This is a genomic window from Neptuniibacter sp. (assembly GCF_024231755.1).
Taxonomy (GTDB): domain Bacteria; phylum Pseudomonadota; class Gammaproteobacteria; order Pseudomonadales; family Balneatricaceae; genus Neptuniibacter.
The window spans coordinates 1-26365 of record NZ_JAAEQH010000298.1 but is presented as its reverse complement, the minus strand read 5'-3'; the positions used below and the strand labels follow the sequence as shown (position 1 = coordinate 26365).

Annotated in this window: 23 protein-coding genes; 5 read left to right on the top strand and 18 right to left on the bottom strand. The window is 46.0% G+C overall.

Annotated elements, in window-relative coordinates; genetic code table 11:
* The 7 genes from GY843_RS17785 to GY843_RS17755 all read right to left on the bottom strand — a co-directional run.
* Positions 1 to 192: SpoVR family protein (locus tag GY843_RS17785; RefSeq protein WP_297311603.1), on the bottom strand; the 192-nt coding region annotated here is incomplete at its 3' end.
* The gene (locus tag GY843_RS17780; protein WP_297311601.1) at positions 189 to 1475 is read right to left on the bottom strand and encodes a YeaH/YhbH family protein; all 1287 of its coding nucleotides are present in this window, start codon (positions 1473 to 1475) and stop codon (positions 189 to 191) included. The genes GY843_RS17785 and GY843_RS17780, both read right to left, overlap by 4 nt.
* Positions 1476 to 1551: 76 nt before the next feature.
* Complete coding sequence (locus GY843_RS17775) at positions 1552 to 3474, bottom strand: PrkA family serine protein kinase (RefSeq protein ID WP_297311598.1); 1923 nt, start codon at positions 3472 to 3474, stop codon at positions 1552 to 1554.
* A 145-nt stretch (positions 3475 to 3619) separates the two neighbouring features.
* On the bottom strand, positions 3620 to 4756 hold the full coding sequence (locus tag GY843_RS17770) for a dihydrolipoamide acetyltransferase family protein (protein WP_297311595.1): 1137 nt from the start codon (positions 4754 to 4756) through the stop codon (positions 3620 to 3622).
* The gene (locus GY843_RS17765; RefSeq protein WP_297311592.1) at positions 4753 to 5751 is read right to left on the bottom strand and encodes an alpha-ketoacid dehydrogenase subunit beta; all 999 of its coding nucleotides are present in this window, start codon (positions 5749 to 5751) and stop codon (positions 4753 to 4755) included. Before GY843_RS17765 ends, GY843_RS17770 begins: the two co-directional genes overlap by 4 nt.
* Positions 5748 to 6830, bottom strand: coding sequence for a pyruvate dehydrogenase (acetyl-transferring) E1 component subunit alpha (pdhA, locus tag GY843_RS17760; RefSeq protein WP_297311590.1), 1083 nt, complete (start codon positions 6828 to 6830; stop codon positions 5748 to 5750). Before pdhA ends, GY843_RS17765 begins: the two co-directional genes overlap by 4 nt.
* A gap of 45 nt (positions 6831 to 6875) precedes the next feature.
* Positions 6876 to 7919 (bottom strand): amino acid dehydrogenase, encoded by a 1044-nt coding sequence (locus tag GY843_RS17755; protein WP_297311588.1) that lies wholly within the window; start codon positions 7917 to 7919, stop codon positions 6876 to 6878.
* Between the two features lie 419 nt (positions 7920 to 8338).
* Between GY843_RS17755 and GY843_RS17750 the strand changes: the two genes are divergently transcribed.
* Together GY843_RS17750 and GY843_RS17745 are read left to right on the top strand one after the other, a co-directional pair.
* Complete coding sequence (locus GY843_RS17750; protein WP_297311586.1) at positions 8339 to 9547, top strand: L,D-transpeptidase family protein; 1209 nt, start codon at positions 8339 to 8341, stop codon at positions 9545 to 9547.
* A 31-nt stretch (positions 9548 to 9578) separates the two neighbouring features.
* Complete coding sequence (locus GY843_RS17745) at positions 9579 to 11129, top strand: hypothetical protein (RefSeq protein ID WP_297311584.1); 1551 nt, start codon at positions 9579 to 9581, stop codon at positions 11127 to 11129.
* Between the two features lie 46 nt (positions 11130 to 11175).
* Here the strand turns inward: GY843_RS17745 and GY843_RS17740 are convergent, their stop codons facing one another.
* Positions 11176 to 12690: a tetratricopeptide repeat protein gene (locus GY843_RS17740; protein WP_297311582.1), complete on the bottom strand. Its 1515-nt coding sequence runs from the start codon at positions 12688 to 12690 to the stop codon at positions 11176 to 11178.
* 272 nt (positions 12691 to 12962) lie between these two features.
* On the opposite strand from GY843_RS17740, the gene GY843_RS17735 reads away from it, so the two are divergent.
* A complete protein-coding gene (locus GY843_RS17735; protein WP_297311581.1) occupies positions 12963 to 14519 on the top strand; it encodes a FecR domain-containing protein in 1557 nt (518 codons plus the stop codon).
* On the top strand, positions 14519 to 15646 hold the full coding sequence (locus GY843_RS17730; protein ID WP_367183869.1) for a CHASE2 domain-containing protein: 1128 nt from the start codon (positions 14519 to 14521) through the stop codon (positions 15644 to 15646). Before GY843_RS17735 ends, GY843_RS17730 begins: the two co-directional genes overlap by 1 nt.
* 37 nt (positions 15647 to 15683) lie before the next feature.
* Here the strand turns inward: GY843_RS17730 and purD are convergent, their stop codons facing one another.
* From purD to aroQ, 9 genes are all read right to left on the bottom strand, one after another.
* Entirely contained in the window at positions 15684 to 16970 is a 1287-nt protein-coding gene (gene purD / locus GY843_RS17725; RefSeq protein ID WP_297311580.1) for a phosphoribosylamine--glycine ligase, read from the bottom strand.
* A gap of 110 nt (positions 16971 to 17080) precedes the next feature.
* Positions 17081 to 18661, bottom strand: a complete 1581-nt coding sequence (purH, locus tag GY843_RS17720) for a bifunctional phosphoribosylaminoimidazolecarboxamide formyltransferase/IMP cyclohydrolase (RefSeq protein ID WP_297311578.1) — start codon at positions 18659 to 18661, stop codon at positions 17081 to 17083.
* A gap of 36 nt (positions 18662 to 18697) precedes the next feature.
* Positions 18698 to 18982: a DNA-binding transcriptional regulator Fis gene (gene fis, locus GY843_RS17715; protein WP_297311576.1), complete on the bottom strand. Its 285-nt coding sequence runs from the start codon at positions 18980 to 18982 to the stop codon at positions 18698 to 18700.
* A 20-nt stretch (positions 18983 to 19002) separates the two neighbouring features.
* A complete protein-coding gene (gene dusB / locus GY843_RS17710) occupies positions 19003 to 19989 on the bottom strand; it encodes a tRNA dihydrouridine synthase DusB (RefSeq protein ID WP_297311575.1) in 987 nt (328 codons plus the stop codon).
* Positions 19990 to 20139: 150 nt separating this feature from the next.
* Positions 20140 to 21108: a DUF3426 domain-containing protein gene (locus GY843_RS17705; protein WP_297311573.1), complete on the bottom strand. Its 969-nt coding sequence runs from the start codon at positions 21106 to 21108 to the stop codon at positions 20140 to 20142.
* An 18-nt stretch (positions 21109 to 21126) separates the two neighbouring features.
* A complete protein-coding gene (prmA, locus tag GY843_RS17700) occupies positions 21127 to 22020 on the bottom strand; it encodes a 50S ribosomal protein L11 methyltransferase (protein WP_297311571.1) in 894 nt (297 codons plus the stop codon).
* Between the two features lie 132 nt (positions 22021 to 22152).
* Positions 22153 to 23493 (bottom strand): acetyl-CoA carboxylase biotin carboxylase subunit, encoded by a 1341-nt coding sequence (gene accC, locus GY843_RS17695; protein WP_297311569.1) that lies wholly within the window; start codon positions 23491 to 23493, stop codon positions 22153 to 22155.
* Between the two features lie 31 nt (positions 23494 to 23524).
* Complete coding sequence (accB, locus tag GY843_RS17690) at positions 23525 to 23977, bottom strand: acetyl-CoA carboxylase biotin carboxyl carrier protein (RefSeq protein WP_297311568.1); 453 nt, start codon at positions 23975 to 23977, stop codon at positions 23525 to 23527.
* Positions 23978 to 24019: 42 nt separating this feature from the next.
* Positions 24020 to 24460 carry a type II 3-dehydroquinate dehydratase gene (gene aroQ / locus GY843_RS17685; protein ID WP_297311567.1) on the bottom strand — a complete coding sequence of 147 codons (441 nt, stop codon included), beginning with the start codon at positions 24458 to 24460 and terminating at the stop codon, positions 24020 to 24022.
* A 321-nt stretch (positions 24461 to 24781) separates the two neighbouring features.
* Here aroQ and GY843_RS17680 point away from each other — a divergent pair, with 321 nt between their 5' ends.
* Positions 24782 to 25549: a ParA family protein gene (locus tag GY843_RS17680; protein ID WP_297311605.1), complete on the top strand. Its 768-nt coding sequence runs from the start codon at positions 24782 to 24784 to the stop codon at positions 25547 to 25549.
* Positions 25550 to 25839: 290 nt separating this feature from the next.
* Here GY843_RS17680 and GY843_RS17675 read toward each other — a convergent pair whose 3' ends face one another.
* Complete coding sequence (locus tag GY843_RS17675; RefSeq protein ID WP_297311566.1) at positions 25840 to 26304, bottom strand: hypothetical protein; 465 nt, start codon at positions 26302 to 26304, stop codon at positions 25840 to 25842.
* Positions 26305 to 26365: the final 61 nt, after the last annotated feature.

The window sequence follows — 26365 nt, the reverse complement described above, 5'->3', positions numbered from 1 at the left end:
GTGACTGTAGTTGAGAGGCATACCTACCGATGAGTAGGCATCCATCATCTGTTCAGAGGTGATAACTTCAATCTGATTAGGGTAGGTATCCAGGCCAAATTCCGAAGCAATACGTCCAATCTCCTGATCGTATTCTGCAATCAGATCAAAGGTCCACTCAGCACCGGTTGAAATAGGGCTCTTCTTTTTCATGCTGCCCCCTCAACCTTTTTCTCAAATAAACTGCGGAAAACCGGGAAGATATCCGCAGGCTCTTTGATCTGCTGCATAGCGAAGCTCTCAGGCCAAGTGGTTTGCAGCTTTTCATATTCATGCCACAGGTTCTGATGAGGGCCTGTAGTGATCTCAACATATGCGAAGTACTGTACTTTGTTCAGGATGCTACTATTTAGGACCTGGCTGCATTTGGTCGAGTCTCCGTCCCAGTTGTCTCCGTCAGAGGCTTGGGCAACATATATGTTCCAGTCTGCCGGGGAGTAGCGTTCATCGATAATTTCAGAGGTTAGATCCAAAGCGCTGGATACGATGGTGCCACCGGTTTCACGAGAGTAGAAAAATTCCTCTTCGTCTACCTCTTTTGCATGGGTGTGATGACGTACAAATACAACTTCGATCTGTTTGTAATTTCTTTTCAAAAAAAGATACAGCAGGATAAAGAAGCGTTTAGCCATATCTTTTATGCTTTGTGTCATGGAACCGGATACGTCCATGACACAGAACATCACCGCTTTACTTGAAGGGATTGGTACTTTGATCATGTTGTTGTATTTAATGTCAAAGTCATCAAGGAAAGGGACCCGTTTCAATCTGAGCTCTAGCTTATGGATTTTCTCTTTGAGAACGGAGATTTGAGACTGAGCATCATCGTCAGGCAAACGGTCCTCTAGTACACGGATCTCCTCTTTGAGTTTTCTGATTTTCCGGCGGTCTTTGCCAGATAAAGCGATTCGACGAGCATGTGCTGCTTTAAGAGAACGCACGATATGGATTTTTTCCGGGCTACCGGCGTTAGTGAAACCGGCGCGACGGGTTTCATACTGGACAGCCTGTTTTAACTGTTTTTTTACGAGATAAGGGAGCTCCAGTCCATCAAACATAAAATCAAGGAACTCTTCCTGATTTATTTGAAAGGTAAAATCATCTTCCCCTTCACCCTGATTGCTGGCTTGCCCCTGGCCTGATCCTCCACCTCCTCCACCTTGTGGACGTTGGAACTCATCACCTACAACAAACTCTTTATTTCCGGGGAATACTCTATTACGTACGCCGCCTTCACCATGGTGAAACACAGGTTCAGATATATCCCTGCGAGGGATAGTTATACTGCCACCTTTATCAATGTCATGAATTGAGCGGCTGTTCACAGCATCTTCTACCGCCTCTTTAATATGCTTTTTATAGCGGCGTAAAAAACGTTGACGGTTAACCGTGCTTTTGTTTTTTGAGTTGAGGCGGCGATCAATGATGTAACTCATACTTCTATCCCCGTATCAGACCTTTAAAATCCATGTAGTTAGGGCCGTATGCTAGATCCAGGCTTATCAGCCTGGTCTATTGTGATTTCCGAACCCGGATATACCACTCAGAGAGCAGGCGAACCTGTTTCTCGGTGTATCCACGTTTGATCATCCGCTTCACAAACTCACCATGTTTAGTCTGCTCCTCACTGGATGCCTTAGCATTAAATGAGATAACGGGTAGCAGATCCTCCGTATTCGAGAACATTTTTTTCTCGATAACGGTACGCATTTTTTCATAGCCCATCCATGATGGGTTTTTACCGTTGTTGTTGGCCCTTGCTCGAAGCACAAAGTTGACGATCTCATGACGGAAATCTTTGGGGTTACTGATACCGGCAGGCTTCTCAATTTTTTCCAGTTCTTCATTAATTGCTTGTCGATCAAGGATGTCGCCGGTTTCAGGATCACGGTATTCCTGATCCTGAATCCAGAAGTCTGCATAGGTTACATAACGATCAAAAATATTCTGGCCGTACTCTGAGTAAGATTCCAAGTAAGCTGTCTGGATCTCTTTGCCCAAATACTCGATATATTTAGGCGCTATGAATTCTTTCAGGTAGCCGAGATAGCGTTCCTGAGTTTCAGCAGGGAACTGTTGCTGTTCGATCTCTTTTTCCAATACATACAATAGATGTACTGGATTTGCAGCTACTTCGGATGGGTCAAAGTTGAAAACTTTCGACAGAATCTTGAATGCAAAACGGGTCGACAAACCGTCCATCGCCTCATCAACGCCCGCAGAGTCTTTATACTCTTGCAGCGATTTCGCTTTTGGATCGGTATCTTTTAGGTTTTCACCGTCATAAACCCTCATTTTTGAGTAGAGGCTGGAGTTCTCAGGCTCTTTTACACGGGAAAGAACCGAGAACTGGGCCAGCATGTTGAGCGTGTCGGGTGCACATGGTGATTTGTTTAATGAACTGTTTTCCAACAGCTTCTCATAGATATGGATCTCTTCCGTAACGCGGCAGCAATAAGGTACTTTGACGATATAGATTCGATCTATAAAGGCTTCATTGGTTTTATTGTTTTTAAAAGTTTGCCACTCTGATTCGTTTGAGTGGGCCAGCAAAATGCCATCGTATGGAATTGCCCCCATACCCTCGGTGCTGTTGTAGTTGCCTTCCTGTGTGGCTGTAAGCAGTGGGTGCAGTACCTTGATCGGTGCCTTGAACATCTCCACGAACTCCATAATACCTTGGTTTGCCCGGCAGAGAGCGCCAGAGAAACTGTAGGCATCTGGATCATGCTGCGGGAAATCTTCCAGCTTACGGATATCCACTTTACCAACCAGACTAGAGATGTCCTGGTTGTTTTCATCTCCGGGTTCCGTTTTGGCAATGGCAATCTGATCAAGAATAGAAGGGTAGAGTTTCACCACACGGAACTTGGATATATCCCCCCCGTGTTCATGCAACCGTTTGGCAGCCCATGGGGACATGATTCCTTTTAGATAACGGCGAGGAATACCGTATTCCTCTTCGAGAATGTCGCTATCTTCCTCTGGCTTGAATAGCCCTAATGGCGATTCAAAAACAGGGGAATCTTTGATGGCATAGAAAGGGATTCTTTCCATCAAGTGCTTAAGTCTTTCTGCCAGGGATGACTTACCACCCCCTACTGGGCCAAGTAGGTAGAGTATCTGTTTCCGCTCTTCTAAGCCTTGTGAGGCGTGACGGAAATATGAAACGATATTTTCTATCGCTTCTTCCATGCCATAAAACTCGCTAAAAGCGGGGTAACGTTTAATTAACTTATTGGAAAAAATGCGGCTCAACCTGGGATCGGTTGAGGTGTCGATCATTTTCGGCTCACCAATAGCCTGCAACATTCTCTCTGCAGCATCTGCATAGATCAGAGGATCTTGCTTACACAGTTGGAGATATTCATCCAGACTGTATTCTTCCTGCTGAACAGAATCATACCGGGCTTTGTAGTGGTCAAAGATACTCATACTAATCACCTTCGTTTCAGCCAAGTCTTACGGTGGATCATGAATGCTCATGTAGATAGTGTAGTTCACAAATTCGAACTCTGAGACTTTGACCACGTTTATTGCTATTTGTTTTTAAATAAATTAATTCCTTGATTTTTAAGGGTTATATGTTCTCTTTTGCCAGCTCTTTCAATAGCGCTTGTAGAAAACGTGCAGCTTCGCCACCTGTTAACGCGCGATGATCAAAGGTGAGTGACAAGGGTAGTATTCGGTGAATTTTTAACTCACCATTAATGGCTACGGGTTCCTCTCTTATGACGCCTGCTCCCAGAATCGCGACTTGTGGAGGGACCACAATTGGATTGGCATAACGCCCAGCGATGGTGCCGAAATTACTGAGAGTTATGGTCGCCCCTTGTAGTTCCTGAGCAGGAATCGTTCTTTTCTTAACGTCCTCCCGCATCCTGTTTAAGCCCTGTCGTAGGTCTTCCTCTGAGCGGTTTCCTATATCCCTCAGAACAGGTACAAACAGGCCTTGATCTGTATCTACTGCGACACCTAGGTTGATGCTATTGTGTAGGCGGCGGCTCAACGTTTCTCCATCAAACCACACATTGAACCCTGTTTCTTGTGCACATGCTTTGGCCATTGCCTGCACTAGTCGCATAGTGATGTCGGTTTTTTCTGACCAGAGCTGAATATCTGCATCTTCGTGGATGGTGACAGGTACAACCTCCGCGTGAGAATGAACCATTGTTCGCGCCATATGTTTACGTACGCCACGAAGCGGTTCAGCTTTACCGTGGTGTTTATCCATATGTGATGCTTTTTCCACATCCGCAGGTGAAATTGTATTGTTGGGGCCCGTGCCTTTAACTTGGCTCAGATCGATGTTTAGTCGTTTCGCCAATGCCCGGACTGCAGGGGTCGCTCGGAGATGGTGGTTCGCGGCATCTGAACTGTTCTGTGAACTAGGAGCAGCGCCAATTATAAAACTATCAGGTTCACTGCTTCCTTCAGAAGATTGAGGGATTTCACCGACAACAGTACCGCTGTCTTCATCTTCCCCTCCTGAGTATTCGACCAGAGGTTCACCGGTATGGATAGTATCACCCTCTGCTCCGAACAGGTGGGCGATGACGCCTGCCTGAGGAGAAGGTACTTCAATAATGGCTTTAGCGGTTTCAACCGAAACAATAATCTGATCAGCAGATACAGTGTCACCTTCGGCAACATGCCACTTAACTATTTCTGCTTCGGGAAGACCTTCGCCCAGATCGGGTAATTTGAAATACTTCATACAAACTCCATTGTCTGGTTAACAGCATCAAGAATATCCTGGGTATTCGGCATGTAATGATGTTCAAGTCGGAAATAGGGCATAACCGTGTCATAACCGGTAACCCGTGTAATAGGGGCTTGTAGATCAAGTAGGGCTTTCTCTGCAACTGTTGCTGCTATCTCTGCTCCCATGCCAGCATTACGTGGAGCTTCATGAATGATGACCAGACGACCCGTTTTCCTTACAGACGCCAGAATGGTTTCTATATCCAGAGGACTTATGCTGACCAGGTCTATGACTTCACAATCAATATTTTGCTGACTGAGCGTGTTAGCGGCTTCAAGAGTTTCCTGAATCATTGCGCCCCAACTGACCAGAGTAATGTCAGAACCTTCGCGTAAGGTGAAACACTTACCAATAGGCAGAGCTGCACCGCTATCTTCTACCTCTTGTTGCTGGCTACGGTAGATTCGCTTCGGCTCCAGGAAAATCACAGGGTCAGGATCTCGGAGTGCTGCCAGTAGCAAACCGTAGGCACGTGCGGGTGAGGAGGGGATCACCACCTTCAGCCCCGGAATATGGGCGAGTAGTGTTTCAGTGCTTTCTGAATGATGCTCGGGGGCATGAATACCTCCACCAAAAGGTGCTCGGACCACCATTGGGCAACTGAGTCGGCCACGGGTACGATTCCGCATCCGGGCTGAGTGACACACTATCTGTTCCAGTGCAGGAAATATAAATCCCATGAACTGGATTTCAGCGACAGGTTTTAGCCCTTGTGTTGCCATGCCTACGGTTAAGCCAGCGATCATGGTCTCAGCGAGAGGAGTATCCATCACGCGCTTAAGACCAAATTCGTCGCGTAATCCATCTGTTGCGCGGAATACCCCGCCGTTTACGCCTATATCTTCACCCAGCAGGACGATATCCTTATCTCGGCGCATCTCTGATGCCAGGGCCAGGTTCACGGCTTCAAGTAGAGAAACACTATGTTTAGTTGTTGACTGGTTCATAGCTGATCCTCCTCGGTATGACTGCCTCCTTGCATCGCTTTTACAACAGCCCAGTCCCTTTGCTCGATTAGGTGAGTAGGAAGCTCTGCATAGAGGTAATCAAACATGCTTTCTATCGGTTGAGGTGGGGTATCGATGTACTTATCTGCCGCCTTTTGCACCAATTGAGTTGTTTCATGCTGCAGTGCCTGCTCTTTTGTTTCATCCCAATGACCAAGATGAACCAGAAGATTACGCAGCCTTGTAACCGGGTCTTTTTCCCAGGCATCTTTCAACTCATCGCTGGAACGGTAGCGGGTGGCATCATCTGCAGTGGTATGGTCAGACAGGCGGTAACTAACTGCTTCGATCAGAGTTGAGCCTTTACCTTCGTAAGCCTGTTGTAATGCTGAATCGACAGCCTCCCGCATGGCGATCACATCATTCCCATCAACCTGATACCCAGGTATTCCAGCTGCGATCGCTTTGTCCGCTAGTTTCCCTGCTGCACTCTGAATTTCTCGAGGAACTGAAATCGCCCATTGGTTGTTATTGATAATAAACACAACCGGAAGTTGCCAAACCCCAGCAATATTCAGGGCTTCCATAAAGTCCCCTTTGGAGGTGCCACCATCACCGATCAGGGTTACCGCTGCACGTTTTTGATTGCGGACTTTAAATGCTGTGGCAATGCCGCAGGCATGCAGGCTCTGAGTCGCAATCGGCACGGCGTTTGGAAGATCCTGGTTCTGTTGCGGAGATGCATTGCCACGTTCATCGCCTCCCCAGTAGAGATACATATCTTCTATCGGGGTGCCGCGAACTATTTGGCAGGCGTGGTTACGATAGTAGGGAACCAGGACATCGCTTTTATCCATCGAGAGTGCGGTGGCTACATCAATTGCTTCAGAACCAAGCAAAGAGGCATAAGTACCGAGTTGGCCGGTTCGTTGTAGGTTGATCGCTTTTGCGTCGAAATTTCGAGCCAAAACCATGAAGTGATAACAACGCAATAGCCAGTCAGGATTATTGCACCAATCGGGTAATGCAACTGAAGGTTGCCCCTGTGCATTAAGGTACTGATATTCCGGTGTGCTCATTATGGACCTCCATTGATCTTCGCCACAGATCATTCAAAGAAGAACTTAGGCCGCAGAATTCATACTTTCAGCTGCGGAGATGATTTCTTCTGCTTTCTTATTAGCTATACGGTTTACGGCTATACCTGTCATGCTGGATTCTTGAAACAGGTTTTTTAGGGCGTCACTTATCTGCATTACTTTGCTGCGAATGGCCGCTTGTGGTTGAGCAGAATATTGCAGAGCAACGAAAATTAGGCCCCCAGCATTAATTAGGAAGTCAGGCGCGTAGAGAATCCCTTTTTGTGCCAGGATTTCACCGTGATGCTCTTCGGCTAACTGATTGTTGGCTGAGCCAGCTATCATCGAAACCTTGAATTGATCGATGGTCTGATCATTGATGATTGCGCCTAAACCACAAGGGCAAAATAGATCTGCATCGATTGCATAGATATCATCAGGCTCAACTACTTGAGCTGAAAAATTTTTCTCACAGAGCAAAGCACGCTCCTGATTGATATCTGCAACGGTTAACTTAGCCCCGGTTTGATGTAGTAAACGTGCCACCTCGTAACCCACATGGCCAAGCCCCTGTAGGCTTATATGAATACCGTTGAGACTATGCCTGCCGAGTTTGAAGCGTACTGCGGCTTTAATGCCTTCAAAAACTCCCAGTGCGGTCATGGGTGATGGGTCGCCGATACTGTTGGTGCAGGTAACCCAGTTGGTGGTTTTATTAATTTGATCCATATCTGAGACCTGGGTTCCGCTATCCATTGCGGTGATATAGTCACCATTGAGTGTATTTACAAAACGACCAAAGGCTTGGAATAGAGCGGGGCGATTAAAGTGGTTTTCGGGTTTAATGATGACCGCCTTGCCGCCACCATGAGGTAGCCCAGCTAATGCGGCTTTGTAACTCATACCTCGCGCCAAGCGTAGAGCATCAATTACTGCGTTATCTTCCTGTTGATAGGAAATAAACCGGCAGCCTCCTATAGCTGGACCGCGGACAGTAGAGTGGATAGCGATGATCGCTTTTAGACCCGTTTCCGGATCACTAAAAAAGTGCAGGCGTTGGGTGCCATTGCTTTCCATCTGTTGAAACATAACGGGGTCCTCCGTACGCATAAACAGGAAAACAGCAGGTTTGAGCTATCGTTGCTGGAGCTTATGTGGATCGCACATGGAACTAGCATTTAGCTCAGCTGTCGTATTTTTTTATTGATGAATCTTTTGGACTCTCCTCTTTGGGATAGCACAGGTTTGCAGAAAGTTCAGATGAAATAATTCATGTTGACGCTATTTATCGAAATTATTAGCAATTGCAGCAATGGAAGAATTATAAGGAAACACCTTAAAAATCGGGCGTTGGCCGTTAAACACGAATGTTCTTGCTGCAAGGTCAAAAAAAGTACCTTTTTACTATTAATTTATTGAATTTATATGCCTAATCGATAAAGTAAGACGATTAACAGTCGAATATAGATATAACCTCCCAATTACGGTTTTTAGAGTTTTTTAGACGGATGAAGAAAGGATTAATCAGCTCCCTTCTGTTTTTTTCTGTAGTTAGCCTGCCTAGTGTTGTTGGCGCAGAGGAAACCAGTCCCTACGGTGTATCTGAAGGAAATGAAGAACTACTGATCAGTGGCCTGAAAAACCTTCAAGGTCAAGAACTGGACTCCGCTCTTTCTGACTTGAAACAGCTTACCGAACGACGTCCTGATTTTCGTCTGGCTCAATTGGTGTATGCGGATATTCTAGCGGCCCAGGCTCAAGGGAAACCGATAAGTAGTATCCATGGAGCAGACCACCAAAAGAAGATTAATGGTCTGATCTCTGAGGCTAAAGCCCGTCTGCTGATGGAGATGGAGAAACCTTCTTCCGATATGCTTCCTGCAGATATGCTGAAAATCTCATCTGTGCAGGAACACGTTATCGTTGTGGATACCCGTTTATCCCGTTTGTTCCTATTTGAAAACCGTGATGGTGTGCCGCACCTCGTCAAAGACTTTTATGCCTCTTATGGTCGAGGTGGTGTAGGTAAAGAGAAGCAGGGGGATCTTAAAACCCCATTGGGTGTGTACTTCATCACCAGTCGTTTGGAAGATGAGAAATTGCCTTCTAAGTACGGTTCGGGTGCCTTGCCACTGAACTACCCGAATGTGTGGGATGAACGTAATGGTCGCACTGGCAATGGTATCTGGTTACATGGCTCCCCTGTTGAGACATATAGTCGTCCACCGAAAGCAAGTGAAGGTTGTATCTCCCTGACCAATCCTGATTTCATCAGCCTTGACCAAACCATCGATTATTACAATACACCCGTGCTGGTGGGACATAATATCCGCTGGATTAAGAAAAGTGACTGGTTAGCGCAGAGCGGTAGATTTAATAACCTGTTAGAAAACTGGGCTGCGGATTGGGAAAGCCTGGATCATAAGCGATATATTCAGAACTATTCTACTTCTTACAATGATGGTAAACGTAATTTTGAGCAATTCTCAAAATACAAAGCTCGGGTGAACGGCAATAAAAAGTTTGTGGACGTTGACCTGCAGAACCTGAGTATTTACAGGTATCCGGATAATCCCGATCTGATCGTGGCAACCTTCTATCAGAATTACAAAAGTAATAACCTCAACGGGAACTCAGTTAAGCGCCAATATTGGCAGTTTGATAATGGGCGCTGGCGTATTGCGTATGAGGGTAAACCTTCTAAAGGCAACCCTTAAACAAACCTGATCTACGATAGGAATAGATACTTTGAGTGATACCAGTTTAACATCCACGGACATGCTACTGAGTAATCTGGCTGATCATCAGGTCATTCGGATTGAGGGCAGCGATAACTGGATGAAACAGGTATCCGACAAAATCATTTCCTCTAATCAAGATTGTATTGTTTTTGAGGGTGAGTCGTCCCTCTCAGGTATTCAGGAAAGGTTATCGTCTTACCTCCAAGTCGAGAATGGTGCGGCTTTCATTCAGCAAGAGTTGAAGTCTTGGCTAGGCAGTGGTCGACGCCTGTTAATCGTATTGAACTCGCCTTTGGTAGGTTTAGATGCTTTAACTTATCTGATGGGATTGCCATCTATCTGTGATGAAAGTGGTTCAGCTGTCACGGTTATTCTCGTTACGTCCTCAGAGCTTATTAAGACGCTTAAGTCATCTTCAGCACTGTCTGGAAAACTGGATGGTTATTATCAGGAAGAGAAGGAACCAGTGGTGGTTGCAGGCGGAGGTAGTGGTAAGGTTATAGCTGCAGTGCTCGTTGTCGCTTGCGTAGGTACTGGATCTTGGTTTTGGTTTAAGGATGGACAGTCTGATTTATCCCCAGCAATCGTAGATCTACAATCGCCCCAAGAGAATATAACATCCACGCCTAGTTCCACTGTGGAGTCTCCAGTTGATACCTCAACTTCTATTGCAAACGCAGAGAGTAGCGCCCAGATTAAAGCTCCTCATGAGAAAGAAAAGGTTGTTATTAAGCTGGTTGATTCTGACGGAGATGGAGAAGCGGATTTAATTAAAAAAACAGTCGTAACACCGGCTGAAGAAAAAGCTGTTTCTTCAGAAAATCAGCAATTACTAACTGAGCTGTCAGCAACGGTTGAAAATGCGAGAGCTGAGTTAAGGCCTCATGCTGAAAAAGATAAGCAGGAAGTATTATCATCTGATATAAGACAAACAGATGTCGATATTACCAGTCCGGTTCCGAAGTCTACTCCTACGATCCAATCAACTAACACGGTTGTTGAAGCGGCTTCTAAAAAGGCCGCTAACAATAAAGCAGAACCTGCTACTGCTATAGCGAAGAAAGAGAAAGCCCCAATAGCTGTAACTAAGACCAAACCTGAAGCATTTGAGCCTATCGACCAAACGAAAAATACTGTTACGCCTAAAAAGTACACAACGGCCAAAGCGATTGCTGCTATCAATAATGAAGCAGCGGTGCGTCAGGTAGTTGAGCAGTGGGGCAAAGCTTGGGGTTCACAAGACTGGAATGGCTATATCAACAGCTACCTGCAAAACACTAAACTGTATGGTGTGAAAATATCACTGGAAGAGTGGCGTGCCTTTCGTAAAAAACGTTTGATGACTCCTGAGTGGATCAAACTTGAACTAGGTGATGTTAAATATACCCGTCTTAACTCACACTGGTATCGAGCTGAATTTTATCAGCGTTTTGAAAAACCAGGTTACGCCGATGAAACAACGAAGCGCTTAGAGCTGACACTTACATCGAATGGTTGGAAAATCGCTTCTGAAGCTGCCGATGGAACAGTTGTTTTGAAAAGGCCTGGCGGGGTCTGAGCCTAGCCCAGTATGAGACAGACTAGGCTTGTTCATCAATTGTGTTTTAGTAGATCAGCCCTAGGCTTCTTTCCAGACTGATTTTCCACTGGCCATTCGTTTTAACCATCATTACACGTTTCTTCACGCTATCTGAGTAAGTATTGGATTGATAATTTTGATCAAAACGTACTTCTGCCAGATTATCTCTGAGTAGTTCGATACTGATATTGCTCAATTCAACTTTGATGAATTTGGGTTTATTCAGGCGTACTTTACGCTGTTGCACCCATTGATTATGACTAAGCTTTGTGTTTGGGCGGTAGTTGTTAGTGTATGCATTGATATAGGCAAGGTGATCTTGGCTTCTCCAAGCGCTAGCCCAAGCCAGAAGGTGAGATTCTACTTGCTTAGTGATATGGAGTTGAGCGGCCTGTGCTGGTTCTACTTTTGCACCCTCACTAGCCTTAACATCTATTGCTGCAGGGGCAGTAGGCTCTACTTTGCTTGCAGGAGTAGTAGCTGCCACTTCAACAGCTGGTGGCTTAGCTTTGATAGGCTCTATAGGTTTCTGCGCAGAGGAGGTCTCAACTGTTTGCTCTACGGTAGCTGGTTTTTGTGCCTGCTGAGGTTCAGGCGTTTTTTCGGAAACGGCAGAAGGAGGCTTGCTGTTGGTCGGTGATTTTACTTTGGATGCTGAAACGACAGTAATTGTAGAGCCGTTTTTGGATGGGGCCTGGTTAATCATGGCAAGTTCAGGCCCAGAATTACCGGTGCCTAGATCTAGCGCTTTGTTATAAGCTTGGGAAGCAAGCGTCGCGTACAGTTCTTTCAAGTTACTATGTACTTGGGCATAACTAGGATGCGTCTGGAAAGCACTTTGTAGTGTTTCAATTGCTTCGGGATATTTACCTTCTTCAGCATAAATTACAGCAAGGTTGTTAAAGGCTTCAGGGCGATCAGGATGATTACGGGTTAAGCGTTGAAAGATAACTTTAGCCGCTTGTTTATCCCCCATATTACTGAGAATAATGCCTTTGGTAAGTTCTGCTGATGGAGTCTTTGGATTAGCTGCCATGAAGGAGTTGATGCCCGCAAGTGCTTCCTGATGATGGCCCTGTTGGCTCAGCCTTAGAATATTTTCAATTTCGGGAGATAGTTGGTACCCAATAGTACTGTTATTTGTACTTACCGTTGTCAGGTATTCATTATCCTGTTTAGTTGCAGCTATAGAGCCTTCGGAGATAGTTGGCTGCTTAGCTTTACCTTGTGCCAGAGACTGTTTTTCTTCAGCCATCCATTTCTTTATTTCAGCGAGCTTAGCTTGCATCCATTCATCATCTACCTCTTTGTTGTGTAGTTTAACTTGTGGACTAGTAAGCTCAGGGTCACAGCTGTATTTGTTACTTTTCCCGCCATTAATACAGTATTCCTGTGAAGAGTCAGGAGTGCTTTTGACCACAGAGTCATTGGAAACGGGTTTTGAATTGAGATTACAGCCCGCCAGTAGTGAAGCTGAAATAATTGTTCCAATCGTGTTGCGTAGAAGGTGCTTTCCTTTGTGAACTTCTAAATTCTGCATGTTGTAAAGCTTGTATTAATTATGAATAAGTAAGCTTCGGATTATACGCATATAACCCTGTATGTCATATTTTAAAGTACGTTGGGTACTGGCTGAATATACCTAGACATGGGAGAATTGCGCTTGCTTAAATACTGAACAGTTTTAACGGAAATAGTAACTACCAGGGTATTGTTGAAGTGCTTGTATTAAAACGGATATTTTTTCTTTGTATGGCCCTTTCTCTATCAGCGCACGTGTCTGCAGAGGAGCCGAAGGAGTGGAACTATTCCATGCGTTCGGGTGAATCGGTTTGGAGTATAGCGCATGAGCTGTTAACGGATTGGCGCGATTGGCAGACAATTGAACGCCTGAATGGTGTTACAAATGATAGGCGTATGTCGCCTGGTACTATTCTTAAGATACCTCGCTCCCTAATAAACGAGTACCAATCTGATATTCAGATTTTAGATGTTGCCGGAACGGTTACGGCTGAAGTGCTGATGAAAGATGGTTCGGTGAAAGCTCATCTTCCTTTATCGCGTAATCAAAGTCTTGGTCAAGGGGATCTGCTGAGAACTGCTGAACAGTCTACAGTACTGTTAGGATTTGATGATGGCACTCGGGTTTTGATTCTAGAGAACAGTATTCTCAAGGTTGAAAGAGCAACTGTTGTTGGAAATAAACGTAAGGTTGTTGATATTAAAGTCTTCCTGGAACAGGGGGAGGCAGAGGTACGGGCGAATCCATCAAAAGTTCCAGGTTCAAACTTCCTCATAGATACCCCCGTTGCTTTTGCTACAACCCGAGGTACAACATACAGGGTGCGAGCGCAGGGAGATCAAACAGCTGCAGAAGTAACTCAGGGTTTGATCGGCGTGGGTAATAATTTGGGTTCAACCGGCGTGCGTCAGGGTTTTGGAACTTTGACGAAAAAAGATGAGCCGCCGATGAAACCTAAAAAGCTGCTGCAAGCGCCTGGGCTGCCTGATTTGAGTGCAACAATTCGTTACCTACCAGGGCGATTAAGCTGGGATCGGTTAGATGGAGCTGTTCACTATCGTAGCCAGATATCACCTGATAAGGCATTTACTTCGATCATATACGATAAAGTCTCCTCTCATCCGAAGATGGGATTGCCAGCAACTTTACAAGATCAATCATACTGGCTGCGTGTGAGCGCGGTGAGCGATGAAGGTTTGCAGGGCTTTGCTTCTACTGCAAAGATTAACATTGATGCTCGTCCATTCCCGCCGGTGCGTCAGGCTCCGCGCCCTTCAGACTCTATCTATGCTGGTCCTCTTGATTTTGCTTGGTCCCGTCCAGAAACTGCAGAAAAGTTTGAAATCCAAATTGCTTCTGATGAAGCGTTTAAAGCGCTTGTTATGCAACAGGTTGTAGAGGGTACCGAGTTCAGTACAGAGATTACTGAGCCTGGTGGCTATTTCTGGCGTGTCACCAGTATCGCTGAGGATGGTGAGGTTGGGCCTTTAGGTCATGTTGGTAAATTCACAGTTAAACCGGTACCGCCGAAACCTGAAATGAAAGAACCGGTCAGTACCGAGCACGAGATCTTCTTCAGTTGGCAGGAAGAGCAGGATGTGAAGAAGTACCAGTTCCAGTTTGCAAAAGATAAAGAGTTTAAGCAGTTGGTTGTAGATCAGGAAACTGAGAACGCTGAGCTGGCGATCGATAAACCTGAGGCTGGCACATATTACATGCGAGTTAGAGCCTTTGATGCCGATGACTATGCAGGTGAGTGGGCTGCACCGCAAGAGGTTGAGCAGCCGGTTGAAAACTGGTGGCCTCTGATCTTCACCGCAACAATCTCTGTCCTACTGATGCTGTAATGTTTGTAAGGCTGAAGCAGATTGCTCTAATCATCCCGCCATTATTATTCACTTTAATGGCGGGGCTATCTTCCATGACATCATGGTTTGATCGCTTAAGCTACGATGCATTGAGCCAGCACTATCAGCCTTTCAGCCTTTCGGCCAACCAAGTTGTACTAATCGATATTGATGAAGCAAGTATTCGTCGCTTATCTGGTTGGCCTATTGAGCGAGGTGTTCACGCCAAGGTAATTGAGCATTTAACTCAAGCGGGTGCTTCATCTGTTACATATAATGTAGCGTTTGTAGTGCCGAATACAGGCCGTCAGTCCCAGGATTCCCGTCTACTTGCCGCTGTTAAAAATAATGGAAGAGTAGTTTTGCCTATGTTGGCAGAGTCAGGTGATGAGATGCTTCCATTAGGCTTGTCTCAGATCGATGGTGCCTTGTTCGCCCATGCTGATCTTCCTGTTGATCAGGATGGGGTTTTACGTAGGAATTACCTTCTTGCAGGGATCGCTTATCCGCGATGGCCCAGTTTATCACTCGCCACCCTAAAAACGTTTGCGCCGGTAAAAGCTGATGATTATTCAGGCTTACGAAGTCCTTATCTGAATATAGGGTTCTCGAAACAATGGAGTCGGGACTTTGAGGTATTTTTGCCATTAGGGATAGAACGCTTCTTACCCCAAGTACGACGCTTCAGCCTTAGTGAGTTACTTGATGATCAGATTGAGCCAGCACTTTTCAAAGATAAGGCTATTTTTGTTGGAATTAATAACTCCACTATTGAAAAGAAATTTCAGCTGACTAATGGCAACAGCTATTCAGCAACAGAGGTGCAGGCTTACCTATTTAGTGGTTTAAATCAGGGCTACGCGTTATCTCCCTCGCTTCCTGTTTGGGCAACATCTTTAGCTTTGGTGACAACCCTTAGTTTTGGATTGATCTGTCTGGTTTTTCTACCAATATGGGTGAAGTTGTTACTGGTGGGAGTCTTGGGACTAGGTGTTGTTTTGCCGGTGCTGCTTTTAAAACTGGGATTCTGGATAAGCTATTTCCCGATGCTCGTAGGACTGATGGGGGTTCTGCTTGTGTTACTCCTGGGTAAGCTAATCCAGCAAAAACAAAAAAGCCCTGCATAAGCAGGGCTCTTTCTTTAACAATTAAGAGGTTCCCCTCTTAGCTGTTCTGCTCACGAGCAATAGCGCGATAAGCAATATCTTTACGGAAGTATGCGCCTTCCCAGCTTACCTGATCCAGAAGTTCGTAAGCACGCTTCTGAGCTTCTGTCACTGTATCACCTAATGCGGTAACACACAGAACACGGCCGCCTGCAGTTACAACGTTGTCACCTTCCAGTTTTGTACCAGCATGGAAGACTTTAGTGCCTTCCGGGCAGCTTTCCGGGAAGCTGATTACATCACCTTTGCCGTAAGAGCCTGGGTAGCCACCTGCAGCCATTACAACGCCTACAGATTTGCGCTCATCCCACTCAGCCGTGGTCTGGTCCAGTTTCTTATCCAGTGCGGCATCACACATATCAACCAGGCTGGATTTCAGGCGTAGCATGATTGGCTGGGTTTCCGGATCACCAAAGCGGCAGTTGTACTCGATAACTTTAGGCGTACCATCTTCCTGAATCATCAGGCCTGCATACAGGAAGCCAGTGTATTCATTGCCTTCCGCTTTCATGCCGTTAACAGTAGGCATGATCACTTCATCCATAATGCGCTGATCGATTTCAGGTGTAACAACCGGAGCAGGGGAGTATGCACCCATGCCGCCAGTGTTCAGGCCTGTATCGCCGTCACCAACACGTTTGTGGTCCTGACTGGTTGCCATTGGCAGTACGTTATCACCGTCAACAATAACGATGTAAGAAGCTTCTTCACCTTCCAGAAACTCTTCAATAACAACGCGGCTACCTGCATCACCGAATGCGTTTCCTGCCAGCATATCTTTGATAGCGTCTTCCGCTTCCTGCAGTGTCATCGCAACGATAACGCCTTTACCTGCAGCAAGGCCGTCAGCTTTAACAACGATTGGAGCGCCTTTTTCACGAACATACGCCAGTGCAGGCTCAATTTCTGTGAAGTTCTCGTATTCCGCTGTTGGAATCTTGTGGCGAGCCAGGAAATCTTTAGTGAATGCTTTGGAGCCTTCCAGCTGTGCTGCGCCTTCGGTTGGGCCAAAGATACGCAGGCCTTCAGCCTGGAATTTATTCACAACACCAGCAACCAGAGGAGCTTCCGGACCAACGATTGTCAATTCAACACTGTTTTCTTTAGCGAATGCTGCTAGGCCATCCAGATCCATCACGTCGATAGCTACGTTCTGCATCTTCTCTTCCTGCGCCGTAGCGGCATTACCCGGAGCAACAAAGATCTGTTTAACTTTTTCGTCTCGTGCTGCAGCCCATGCCAGAGCATGTTCACGACCGCCAGAACCAATAATCAGTACATTCATTTTGTAATCCTTTTTAGCAGAAAACCCCGCATCTAGTGTTTATCCAGATCGGGGTTTTGGGCAATAAGCCTTGCCTGCTTGTGGCTTGCAGGCCTATTGCAGTCTAATTCTTAGTGACGGAAGTGACGCATGCCAGTGAAGACCATAGCCATGCCATGTTCATCAGCCGCATCAATAACTTCCTGATCGCGCATAGAGCCGCCTGGCTGGATAACGGCCTTGATGCCAGCAGCTGCTGCAGAATCGATGCCGTCGCGGAATGGGAAGAAAGCGTCGGATGCCATCACGGAACCTTTAACTTCCAAGCCTTCATCAGCAGCTTTAATACCAGCAATCTTGGCGCTGTAAACACGGCTCATCTGACCTGCACCGATACCGATTGTCTGACCGTCTTTAGCGTAAACAATTGCGTTAGATTTAACGAACTTAGCAACTTCCCAGCAGAACAGCAGATCACGGATTTCCTGTTCAGTTGGCTGAACTTTAGTAACTACTTTCAGTTCAGATGCATCAACACGACCCAGGTCCAGATCTTGAACCAGCAGGCCGCCGTTTACGCGCTTGTAGTCGAAACCGTGGGCACGGTTAGCAGACCATTCACCGCATTCCAAAAGGCGAACATTTGGCTTGGTTGCCACAATGTCAGATGCTTCCTGTGTCACTTTTGGTGCGATGATTACTTCAACAAACTGACGATCAACAATTGCCTGAGCTGTTGTGCCATCCAGTTCCTGGTTGAAAGCGATAATGCCACCAAAAGCAGAAGTTGGGTCAGTCTGGAACGCGCGGTTGTAGGCTTCCAGAATGTTTTCACCAACGGAAACACCACATGGGTTTGCGTGTTTAACGATAACGCATGCAGGTTCTTTGAAAGATTTAACACATTCCAGAGCTGCATCAGTATCAGCAACGTTGTTGAAGGAAAGCGCTTTACCCTGCAGCTGACGAGCTGTGGAAACAGATGCTTCAGCTGGTTCCTCTTCTACATAGAATGCAGCGCGTTGGTGAGGGTTTTCACCGTAACGCATATCCTGTGCTTTGATGAACTGAGTGTTGAATGTGCGCGGGAAGTCAGCTGGCTTCTCTTCTTCGCCTTCAACAATTGCACCTAGGTAGTTGGCAATCATGCCGTCATAACCTGCAGTGTGCTCAAACGCTTTAACTGCTAGGTCGAAACGAGTCTTGTGTGTCAGACCTTTCTGTTCATCAAGTTCTGCAACGATGCTGTCGTAATCAGATGCATTAACAACAATCGCAACATCTTTATGGTTTTTAGCCGCAGAACGAACCATGGTTGGACCACCGATATCGATATTTTCAATCGCCATTGGCAGGTCACAGTCCGGGCGTGCAATAGTTGCAGCAAACGGATACAGGTTAACAACAACCATATCGATTGGGTTGATGCCGTGTTCGGACATGATGCCGTCGTCCTGACCGCGACGACCCAGGATGCCACCATGAACTTTTGGGTGCAGGGTCTTTACACGGCCGTCCATCATCTCTGGGAAGCCTGTGTAGTCGGATACTTCAACTGCAGGGATATCATTATCCTTAAGCAATTTGTAGGTTCCGCCAGTGGAAAGGATCTCAACGCCGCGGGCGTTCAGTGACTGTGCAAATTCAACGATACCTGATTTGTCAGATACGCTGATCAATGCGCGGCGAACGGGAGTGGTGTTCTCTGCCATGGTCTCTGGGTTCCGAGTAGTCTATAAAAATTGGGATTAAAGCAAGCCGTACTGCTTCAGTTTCTTACGCAGCGTGCCACGGTTAAGGCCCAGTAGCTGGGATGCTTTAGTCTGGTTATCCTTGGTGTAAGTCATCACTGTTTCGAACAGTGGTGCTTCAATTTCAGAAAGTACCATCTGGTACACGTCAGTCACTGGCTGTCCATCTAGCTGACGGAAATAGTTGTTCAGAGACTGTTCTACGTTGTCGCGTAGAGTCTGGTTCGTAGCTTCTGCTGGGTTGGAAACGAGAGTCGGTTGTTTAATTTCTTTGTATTCCACAGTACTAAATATCCAATCTGTTAGGCTGCCACGCCGTTGGTAAACGCGTTATCGAAATACTTCTCGATAGCGGCGGCCTGATCTGCTGCTGTTTCTATAATATTAAATTGCTTGCGAAAGCTACTTCCGTCGGGTTTGTCCTGCAGGTACCAGCCAACATGTTTGCGTGCTATACGTACGCCCATGTATTCACCGTAAAAACTATGCAGTTCCTGCAGGTGACCTAACAAAATCTCCCTTACTTCTTCCAGAGTAGGAGGGGGCAGAATTGTACCTGTTCGCAGATAATGATCAATCTCTCTGAACAACCAGGGTTTACCCTGAGCAGCTCGGCCGATCATTACCGCGGCACAACCTGTTTCTTCCAATACCTGTTTGGCTTTTTCTGAAGAGGTAATATCGCCATTTGCAAATACTGGAATGGATATCGATTCCACAATATCTGCAATGGTTTTGTATTCAACATCACCTTTGTATCCACAGCTGCGAGTGCGGCCATGCACTGCTAGTGCCTGGATGCCAGCATCTTCTGCAATGCGTGCAATGGTTGGGGCGTTCTTGTTGCTTTGATCCCAACCAGTACGGATTTTCAGCGTGACAGGTACATCTACAGCGGCAACGACCTTATGCAATATGTCGCTGACCAGAGGTTCGTCTTTAAGCAGAGCGGACCCTGCCGCTTTGTTGCACACCTTCTTTGCAGGGCAGCCCATATTAATATCAATAATCTGAGCACCTCGTTCGACATTCATGACGGCTGCTTCAGCCATCATGTCAGGATCGCCCCCCGCGATCTGTACTGAACGGGGTTCTGCTTCACCAGTGTGGTTTAAGCGGTATGTAGATTTTCTGGATTTCCATAATCGGGTATCGGAGGTGACCATTTCTGAAACAACCAGTCCTGCACCCATGCGTTTGCACAGTTGGCGGAAGGGGCGATCAGTTACGCCTGCCATCGGTGCAAGTATCACTTGGCTGTCAATGGAGTAAGGTCCAATATGGAACATAGTCGTCTTAAAAAATAGTCAATAAAATACCCGCAACGCCACGGATGACGCTGTTCACGGTATGTTTAGGGAGGCGAGTAATCATACTCCTTAGTATGGTGATCGCCAAGGAATTTTTGATGGTTTTTTGTACAATTTGGCCTTGATTTTTCAGGGGCTAGGCGCTAAGAGTTCGAGCTGGTAACTCATGGCTCGGTGTCCAGGGGACATAAGCTCAAGGGAAATTTGTATCGGTTGCTGGCTTGGCATGGATAACAGATCAATCGTCTCGTTATCGAGATATTCCACTGGCTCAAGGTCGCGCTGTGCGATGGTCCTGCCTTTCAGATCACTGAATACCAATCTTAGAGCAGGGTAAGGTTGAGCAAAGTCCGCTGTATTGAGCAGCATAAGTGTGACTTCGACTGCATCTGCATATTTTTTGTGCGGTGTGACTTGAAGCTGTTGGTTTAGGATTTTCTCAAGATTTTGCGGTGGAGGAATCTGGCAATCCAGGTAGTTACAAACAGTTGTATAGAGTGGTTGATAATTCCTGTCCCAATAAAGTTCGGCACGATTAAACCAAAGATATTGGCAGAAAAGTCCTACAACTGTGACCAGACAAGCTAGAAACCATCCTGTCTGGAAAACCGGATGGCTATTTCTTTGCGTGTGCAGAGTTAGTGGTTCCGCCTTAAACTCTAGGGTTGGGATACTATCGTTATTAACTGTATTGCTATCAAGAGCTTTGCTGCTGGGCGTATCTAATGTGCTTACAGTTTTGCTCGTTTCCTCTGTTTTTGGAGGAGGGCTGGTAACTTCAGGTTTTGATGGCTTTGTTTGTTGTGGGGCTTTTTCTTTTGCCGGTGCTGCTGTCACCGGGTTATGGATCTTTCGGGCTGCTTTGTGCTGAGTTTGATTTGCTTGTTTGTGTTGATTGTTGCTGACACGGATTGGCGCATGTTGTGGAGCAGGTGTAACAGTCGGATTTTCAGGTATAACCTGATGTGTTGTGGCATCAAAAACATTCAGGCAGGCCCCGCAGCGGACCTGTCCTTTAGCTACCTTTAATTGCCCGGCAGTTACCCTGAATTGTGTGCTGCAATTTGGGCATTGGGTGATGATGCTTTGCTCGTCCATCCCTATATTATTCAGTTATCAGCGCTTTGTTCCTGTGATACGTATCCAACCATCTTTTTCACTGACATTATCCAGTTCAAAATATTGTGAATAAGCCTCACGGATCTCCTGCTCCTGAGGTGAGAGCAGTCCAGATAGGCAGATGCTTCCGCCAGACTTAACCAGTTTAGATAATGTTGGAGCTAGCTGCACCAGAGGGCCTGCGAGAATATTGGCAATGACCACATCTGCTTCATCAGAGGGGGTATTCTCCGGCAGATAGACATGCAGAATATCATCCGCAAGATTATTGCGATTTAGGTTGTCCTTGGTTGCCTGTAGTGCCTGTGGGTCTATATCTACACCGATAGCTTTTTCTGCGCCTAGCAGGAGGCCGGCAATACCTAAAATGCCAGAGCCACAGCCGTAGTCGATAATATAGTTGTCGTTTAACTTCTGCCCATCTAACCACTCCAAGCAGAGAGCGGTTGTTGGATGTGTCCCTGTGCCAAAAGCTAGACCCGGGTCTAACATCAGGTTAACTGCATCTGGATCTGGTGCTTCACGCCAACTAGGACAAACCCATAGGCGATTGCCAAACTGCATCGGATGGTAGTTGTCCATCCATTCCCGCTCCCAATCCTTATCTTCCAATATTTCAGCTTTGATTGTAGGCGCTGGAATACCGGGAAACAGCTGTTGATGCCCTTGTTTAATGTATAACAGCGTTTCTTCAAGGTTATGTTCTGCAGAGAACAGTCCGGTAATAGTCGTTTTGCTCCAAAGGGGAGTAGTGCCTAGGTCCGGCTCAAAGATCGGCTGATCTTCGGTATCCTCGAAGGTGACTGCAGCGCATCCAGCACTGAGTAGTAGGTCTTCGTAGGGTTCAGAGTTCTCTGGATTGGTTTGGATTTTGATTTGCAGCCAGGACATCGTTGCCTTCTATATCAAACGGTTAGACGGAATTATAGTATCGGTGATAATTACGGTTATGAACAGGTAGTTTTTCTACCGAGCAATAAAAAACCCGCCATAAGGCGGGTTTCAGAAAAGTGCTCAGTAGACTTACAGGCCTAATTTCTTCTCAAGATAGTGGATGTTTACACCACCTTCCTGGAATTTAGCATCTTTCATGATCTCCTGCTGCAATGGGATGTTGCTGCGGATACCATCTACCAGCATCTCGTCCAGAGCAATACTCATACGCTTCAATGCTGTTTCACGATCTTCAGCAAAGCTGATCAGTTTTGCGATCAGTGAATCGTAGTGAGGAGGAACTGTATAGCCGTTATAGAGATGTGAATCTACACGGATACCGTTACCGCCAGGAGCATGGAAATGCTTGATTGTACCTGGGCTTGGCAGGAAGGTTTTCGAATCTTCCGCGTTGATACGGCATTCGAAAGAGTGGCCCTGAACTTTGATATCTTCCTGTTTAAGAGACAGTGGCATGCCGGAAGCGATACGCAGCTGTTCCTTAACAATGTCTACACCTGTGATCATCTCTGTCACCGGGTGCTCAACCTGTACACGGGTGTTCATTTCAATGAAGTAGAAACCACCGTTTTCGTACAGGAACTCAAACGTACCAGCGCCTCGGTAGCCAATCTCGATACAAGCATCTACACACGACTGAAGAACTTGAGCGCGGGCTTCTGGGTCCAGATGAGGTGCGGGAGCTTCTTCAACTACCTTCTGGTGACGGCGCTGCATCGAGCAATCACGGTCATATAAATGAACTGCATTGCCCTGGCCATCAGCCAATACCTGAACTTCCACGTGGCGTGGGTTTTCCAGGTATTTCTCCATGTATACAGTGTCATCACCGAATGCAGCAGCAGCTTCAGATTGTGTAACATGGATAGAGCTGATCAGAGACGCTTCAGAGTGAACAACGCGCATACCACGGCCACCGCCACCTGCTGCTGCTTTGATGATTACAGGGTAACCAATACGCTGAGCGATTTTGTGTACTTCTTCGCTATCCTCAGGTAGCGAACCATCAGAACCAGGAACGGTTGGAACACCCGCTTTTTTCATCGCCTCGATAGCAGAAACTTTATCACCCATCAGGCGGATAGTGTCAGCTTTTGGGCCGATGAAAGTAAAGCCGGAACGTTCAACCTGTTCGGCAAAATCAGCATTTTCCGCAAGGAAACCGTAACCCGGATGGATGCCAACTGCATCGGTTACTTCAGCAGCACTGATAATGGATGGAATGTTCAGGTAGCTTTTTGGTGAAGGAGCAGGGCCTATGCAGACAGCTTCATCTGCCAGGCGTACGTGCATCAAATCGCGGTCTGCAGCAGAGTGGATAGCAACAGTTTTGATATCCAGCTCTTTGCAGGCGCGAAGAATACGAAGCGCAATTTCGCCTCGGTTCGCAATGACTACTTTATCGAGCATCGAATGGATGTCCTTTGCTTACGTTAGAGGCTTAAACGATTGTTACTAGCGGCTGATCAAACTCAACAGGTTGACCATCTTCAACTAGGATTGCTTCAACAACGCCTGCTTTGTCAGCTTCAATCTGGTTCATCATTTTCATCGCTTCTACGATGCAAATTACATCACCTGCCTTAACCGTCTGACCTACTTCGATGAATGCAGGGGAGCTTGGTGAAGGCGCAGTGTAGAAAGTACCAACCATTGGAGACTTAACTACATGACCTGATGTCTTAGGTGCTTCTGCAACTGCTTCGGCTGCAGGTGCTGGCGCAGCAGCAGGTGCTGCTACAGGAGCAGCTACTGGAGCTGCAACAGGTGCAGCCGCTACAACGCTGGAACCGCGGCTGATACGTACAGACTCTTCACCTTCTTTAATCTCGATTTCGTTGATGTTGGATTCTTCCAACAGCTCGATCAATTTTTTGACTTTACGAATGTCCATTATGACTAATGTCTCTCTAAACTATCGGTAATAAATATTTTCTTATTCTGTAATCGAGCTGATAGCTGATTGCAGAGCAAATTCGTATCCTTGGGCACCTAAACCGCATATAACACCGTCCGCTACATCTGACAGATAAGAGTGATGGCGGAAGGTTTCGCGCGCATGTACGTTAGATAGATGAACCTCAATAAAAGGAATGTTTACACCTAACAATGCATCACGCAGCGCTACACTTGTGTGGGTAAAGGCCGCTGGATTTATAATTATGTATGCAACGTTTTCATCCTGAGCCTGATGGATTCGTTCGATCAGCTCATATTCGCGGTTGCTTTGTAAGTGAAGAAGTTCCTGGCCCTGTTCTTTGGCATATTTCGTCAGTCCTGACACGATGTCATCCAGTGTAGTGGTGCCATACACTTCTGGTTCACGCTTGCCCAGAAGGTTTAGATTGGGACCATTTAATAGCAGGATTTTGGCCATCGTTTTTTCCTGAATACGGGAGGATAACTACTCAATTGACCCTCATAGTTTGCCGTAGTCTTGTTGGGTTGTCTACAAGTTAGCAAGTTTTTACTGATTTGCCAGAAATTAGACGAATATCCCCTCATTATCCCGTCCAAGACTGAACTGAAGATGAACTTTTTGCCTTTGCTTATCTCTCTTATTACTAATTTTATGATTTTAGCCATAGTTTTGGCTTATTACCGACAAGATTGTTGACGTTAGGCTCTAAATTATGGATATTGCACTGCAATATAAAGATTTTGTTAATGCTCTGGAAAATGAAGGAATATGGCGATGATCAGACGTGTTGTATTTAACCAGAAGGGTGGTGTTGGTAAGTCCAGTATTGCAGTGAATCTGGCTGCTATCAGTGCTGCGCGGGGAATACGTACGTTGGTGATTGACCTTGATCCACAATGTAACTCTAGTCACTACCTGCTGGGTGAGGATTACATGGAGGTTCAGCCGGATATTCGTGACTTTTTCGAGCAGACCCTTACGTTCCAGTTGAAGCCAAATGGGCCAGATTATTTTGTACATGAGACCCAGTATGAAAATCTACATCTGATGCCTGCCAACCCGGATCTTGGTGATCTGCAGTCTAAGCTTGAGTCAAAACATAAGATTTATAAGCTGCGTGACGCTCTGGATAAACTATCGGAATCCTACGATGCGGTTTATATTGATACTCCGCCTGCGTTTAACTTCTATACGCTTTCTGCTCTGGTTGCATCAGAACGTTGTTTGATCCCATTTGATTGTGATGAGTTTGCTCGTCAGGCCTTGTATAGCCTGTTGGGTAATGTGCATGAGACTAGAGAGGATCATAACGACAAATTGGAAGTAGAGGGGATTGTGGTAAACCAGTATCAACCAAGAGCTAGCTTACCTAAGCGTATCGTGGATGAGCTATTGGATGATGATCTTCCGGTACTAGAGACAAAAATTTCAGCATCAGTGAAAATGAAAGAGTCCCATGACGAAACTTGCCCGTTGATCCATATGGCGCCTAAGCATAAGTTGACGCTGCAGTTTGTAGAGCTATTTGACGAGCTGTATAAGTAATTAACTGACAGCCAGTGCAGCAACGCAGCAACCGAGTGAAGAAGCTTATTCTTCGATATTTTCTGGTTTTCTCAGGCTGAGGATCCATAATATCAACAGTGGAACACTGATTACGAGAATGATTATTTCGGCCATTAGGTTTCCGGTATTTTTTGGAACTTTTGATTCTATCTTGATTCTTTAGCCGAGCAATAGAATTATTTTCATTTAAACAAAAAAGCCCCCGCTATAAAGCGAGGGCTTTTTTGTTTAATCTTATTGTTATCTGAAAAGTTACTTAAAAGGCTGCTTTAGCAGGATTTCTTTTTACTTTCTGGATTACCGCAGGCCAACGATTCAGGGGCAACGACTGCGCTACCGATCATCAACTCTCCATTATGTTGACCAACAAATAGTTGGGTAGAGGAGCGCTTACCCTTATTGCTGATATAAACAATATTCAGTTGGCCCGTTGGTTTTAGGTTTAGCTGGTATGTTTTCCCATCTTGAACGTAGGAAGGGTCAGCACCTTCAGCCACTGGTTCGATGTAAATGCGTCGGATCTGGCGGCCTTTAAAACCGGACTTGATATATTTCTGCAGGGACTGACGGGACTGTTTATCTACACCTTCCCAGTTGATCAGCTGAAAAATTCCTGCAGCATCCCGGCTGGCAAATGAGTTCAAATACTTCTGTACTAGTAGACTGTTTTCATCGGCAACAGCTGTATTACAAATAATTACAGCAAGGATAGTAACAAAAAAATTACGAAGCATTATTGGTACCTGTGTGAGTTTCCCTTCATTGGTCGTAAGTATATCTTATCGAACCCTGACT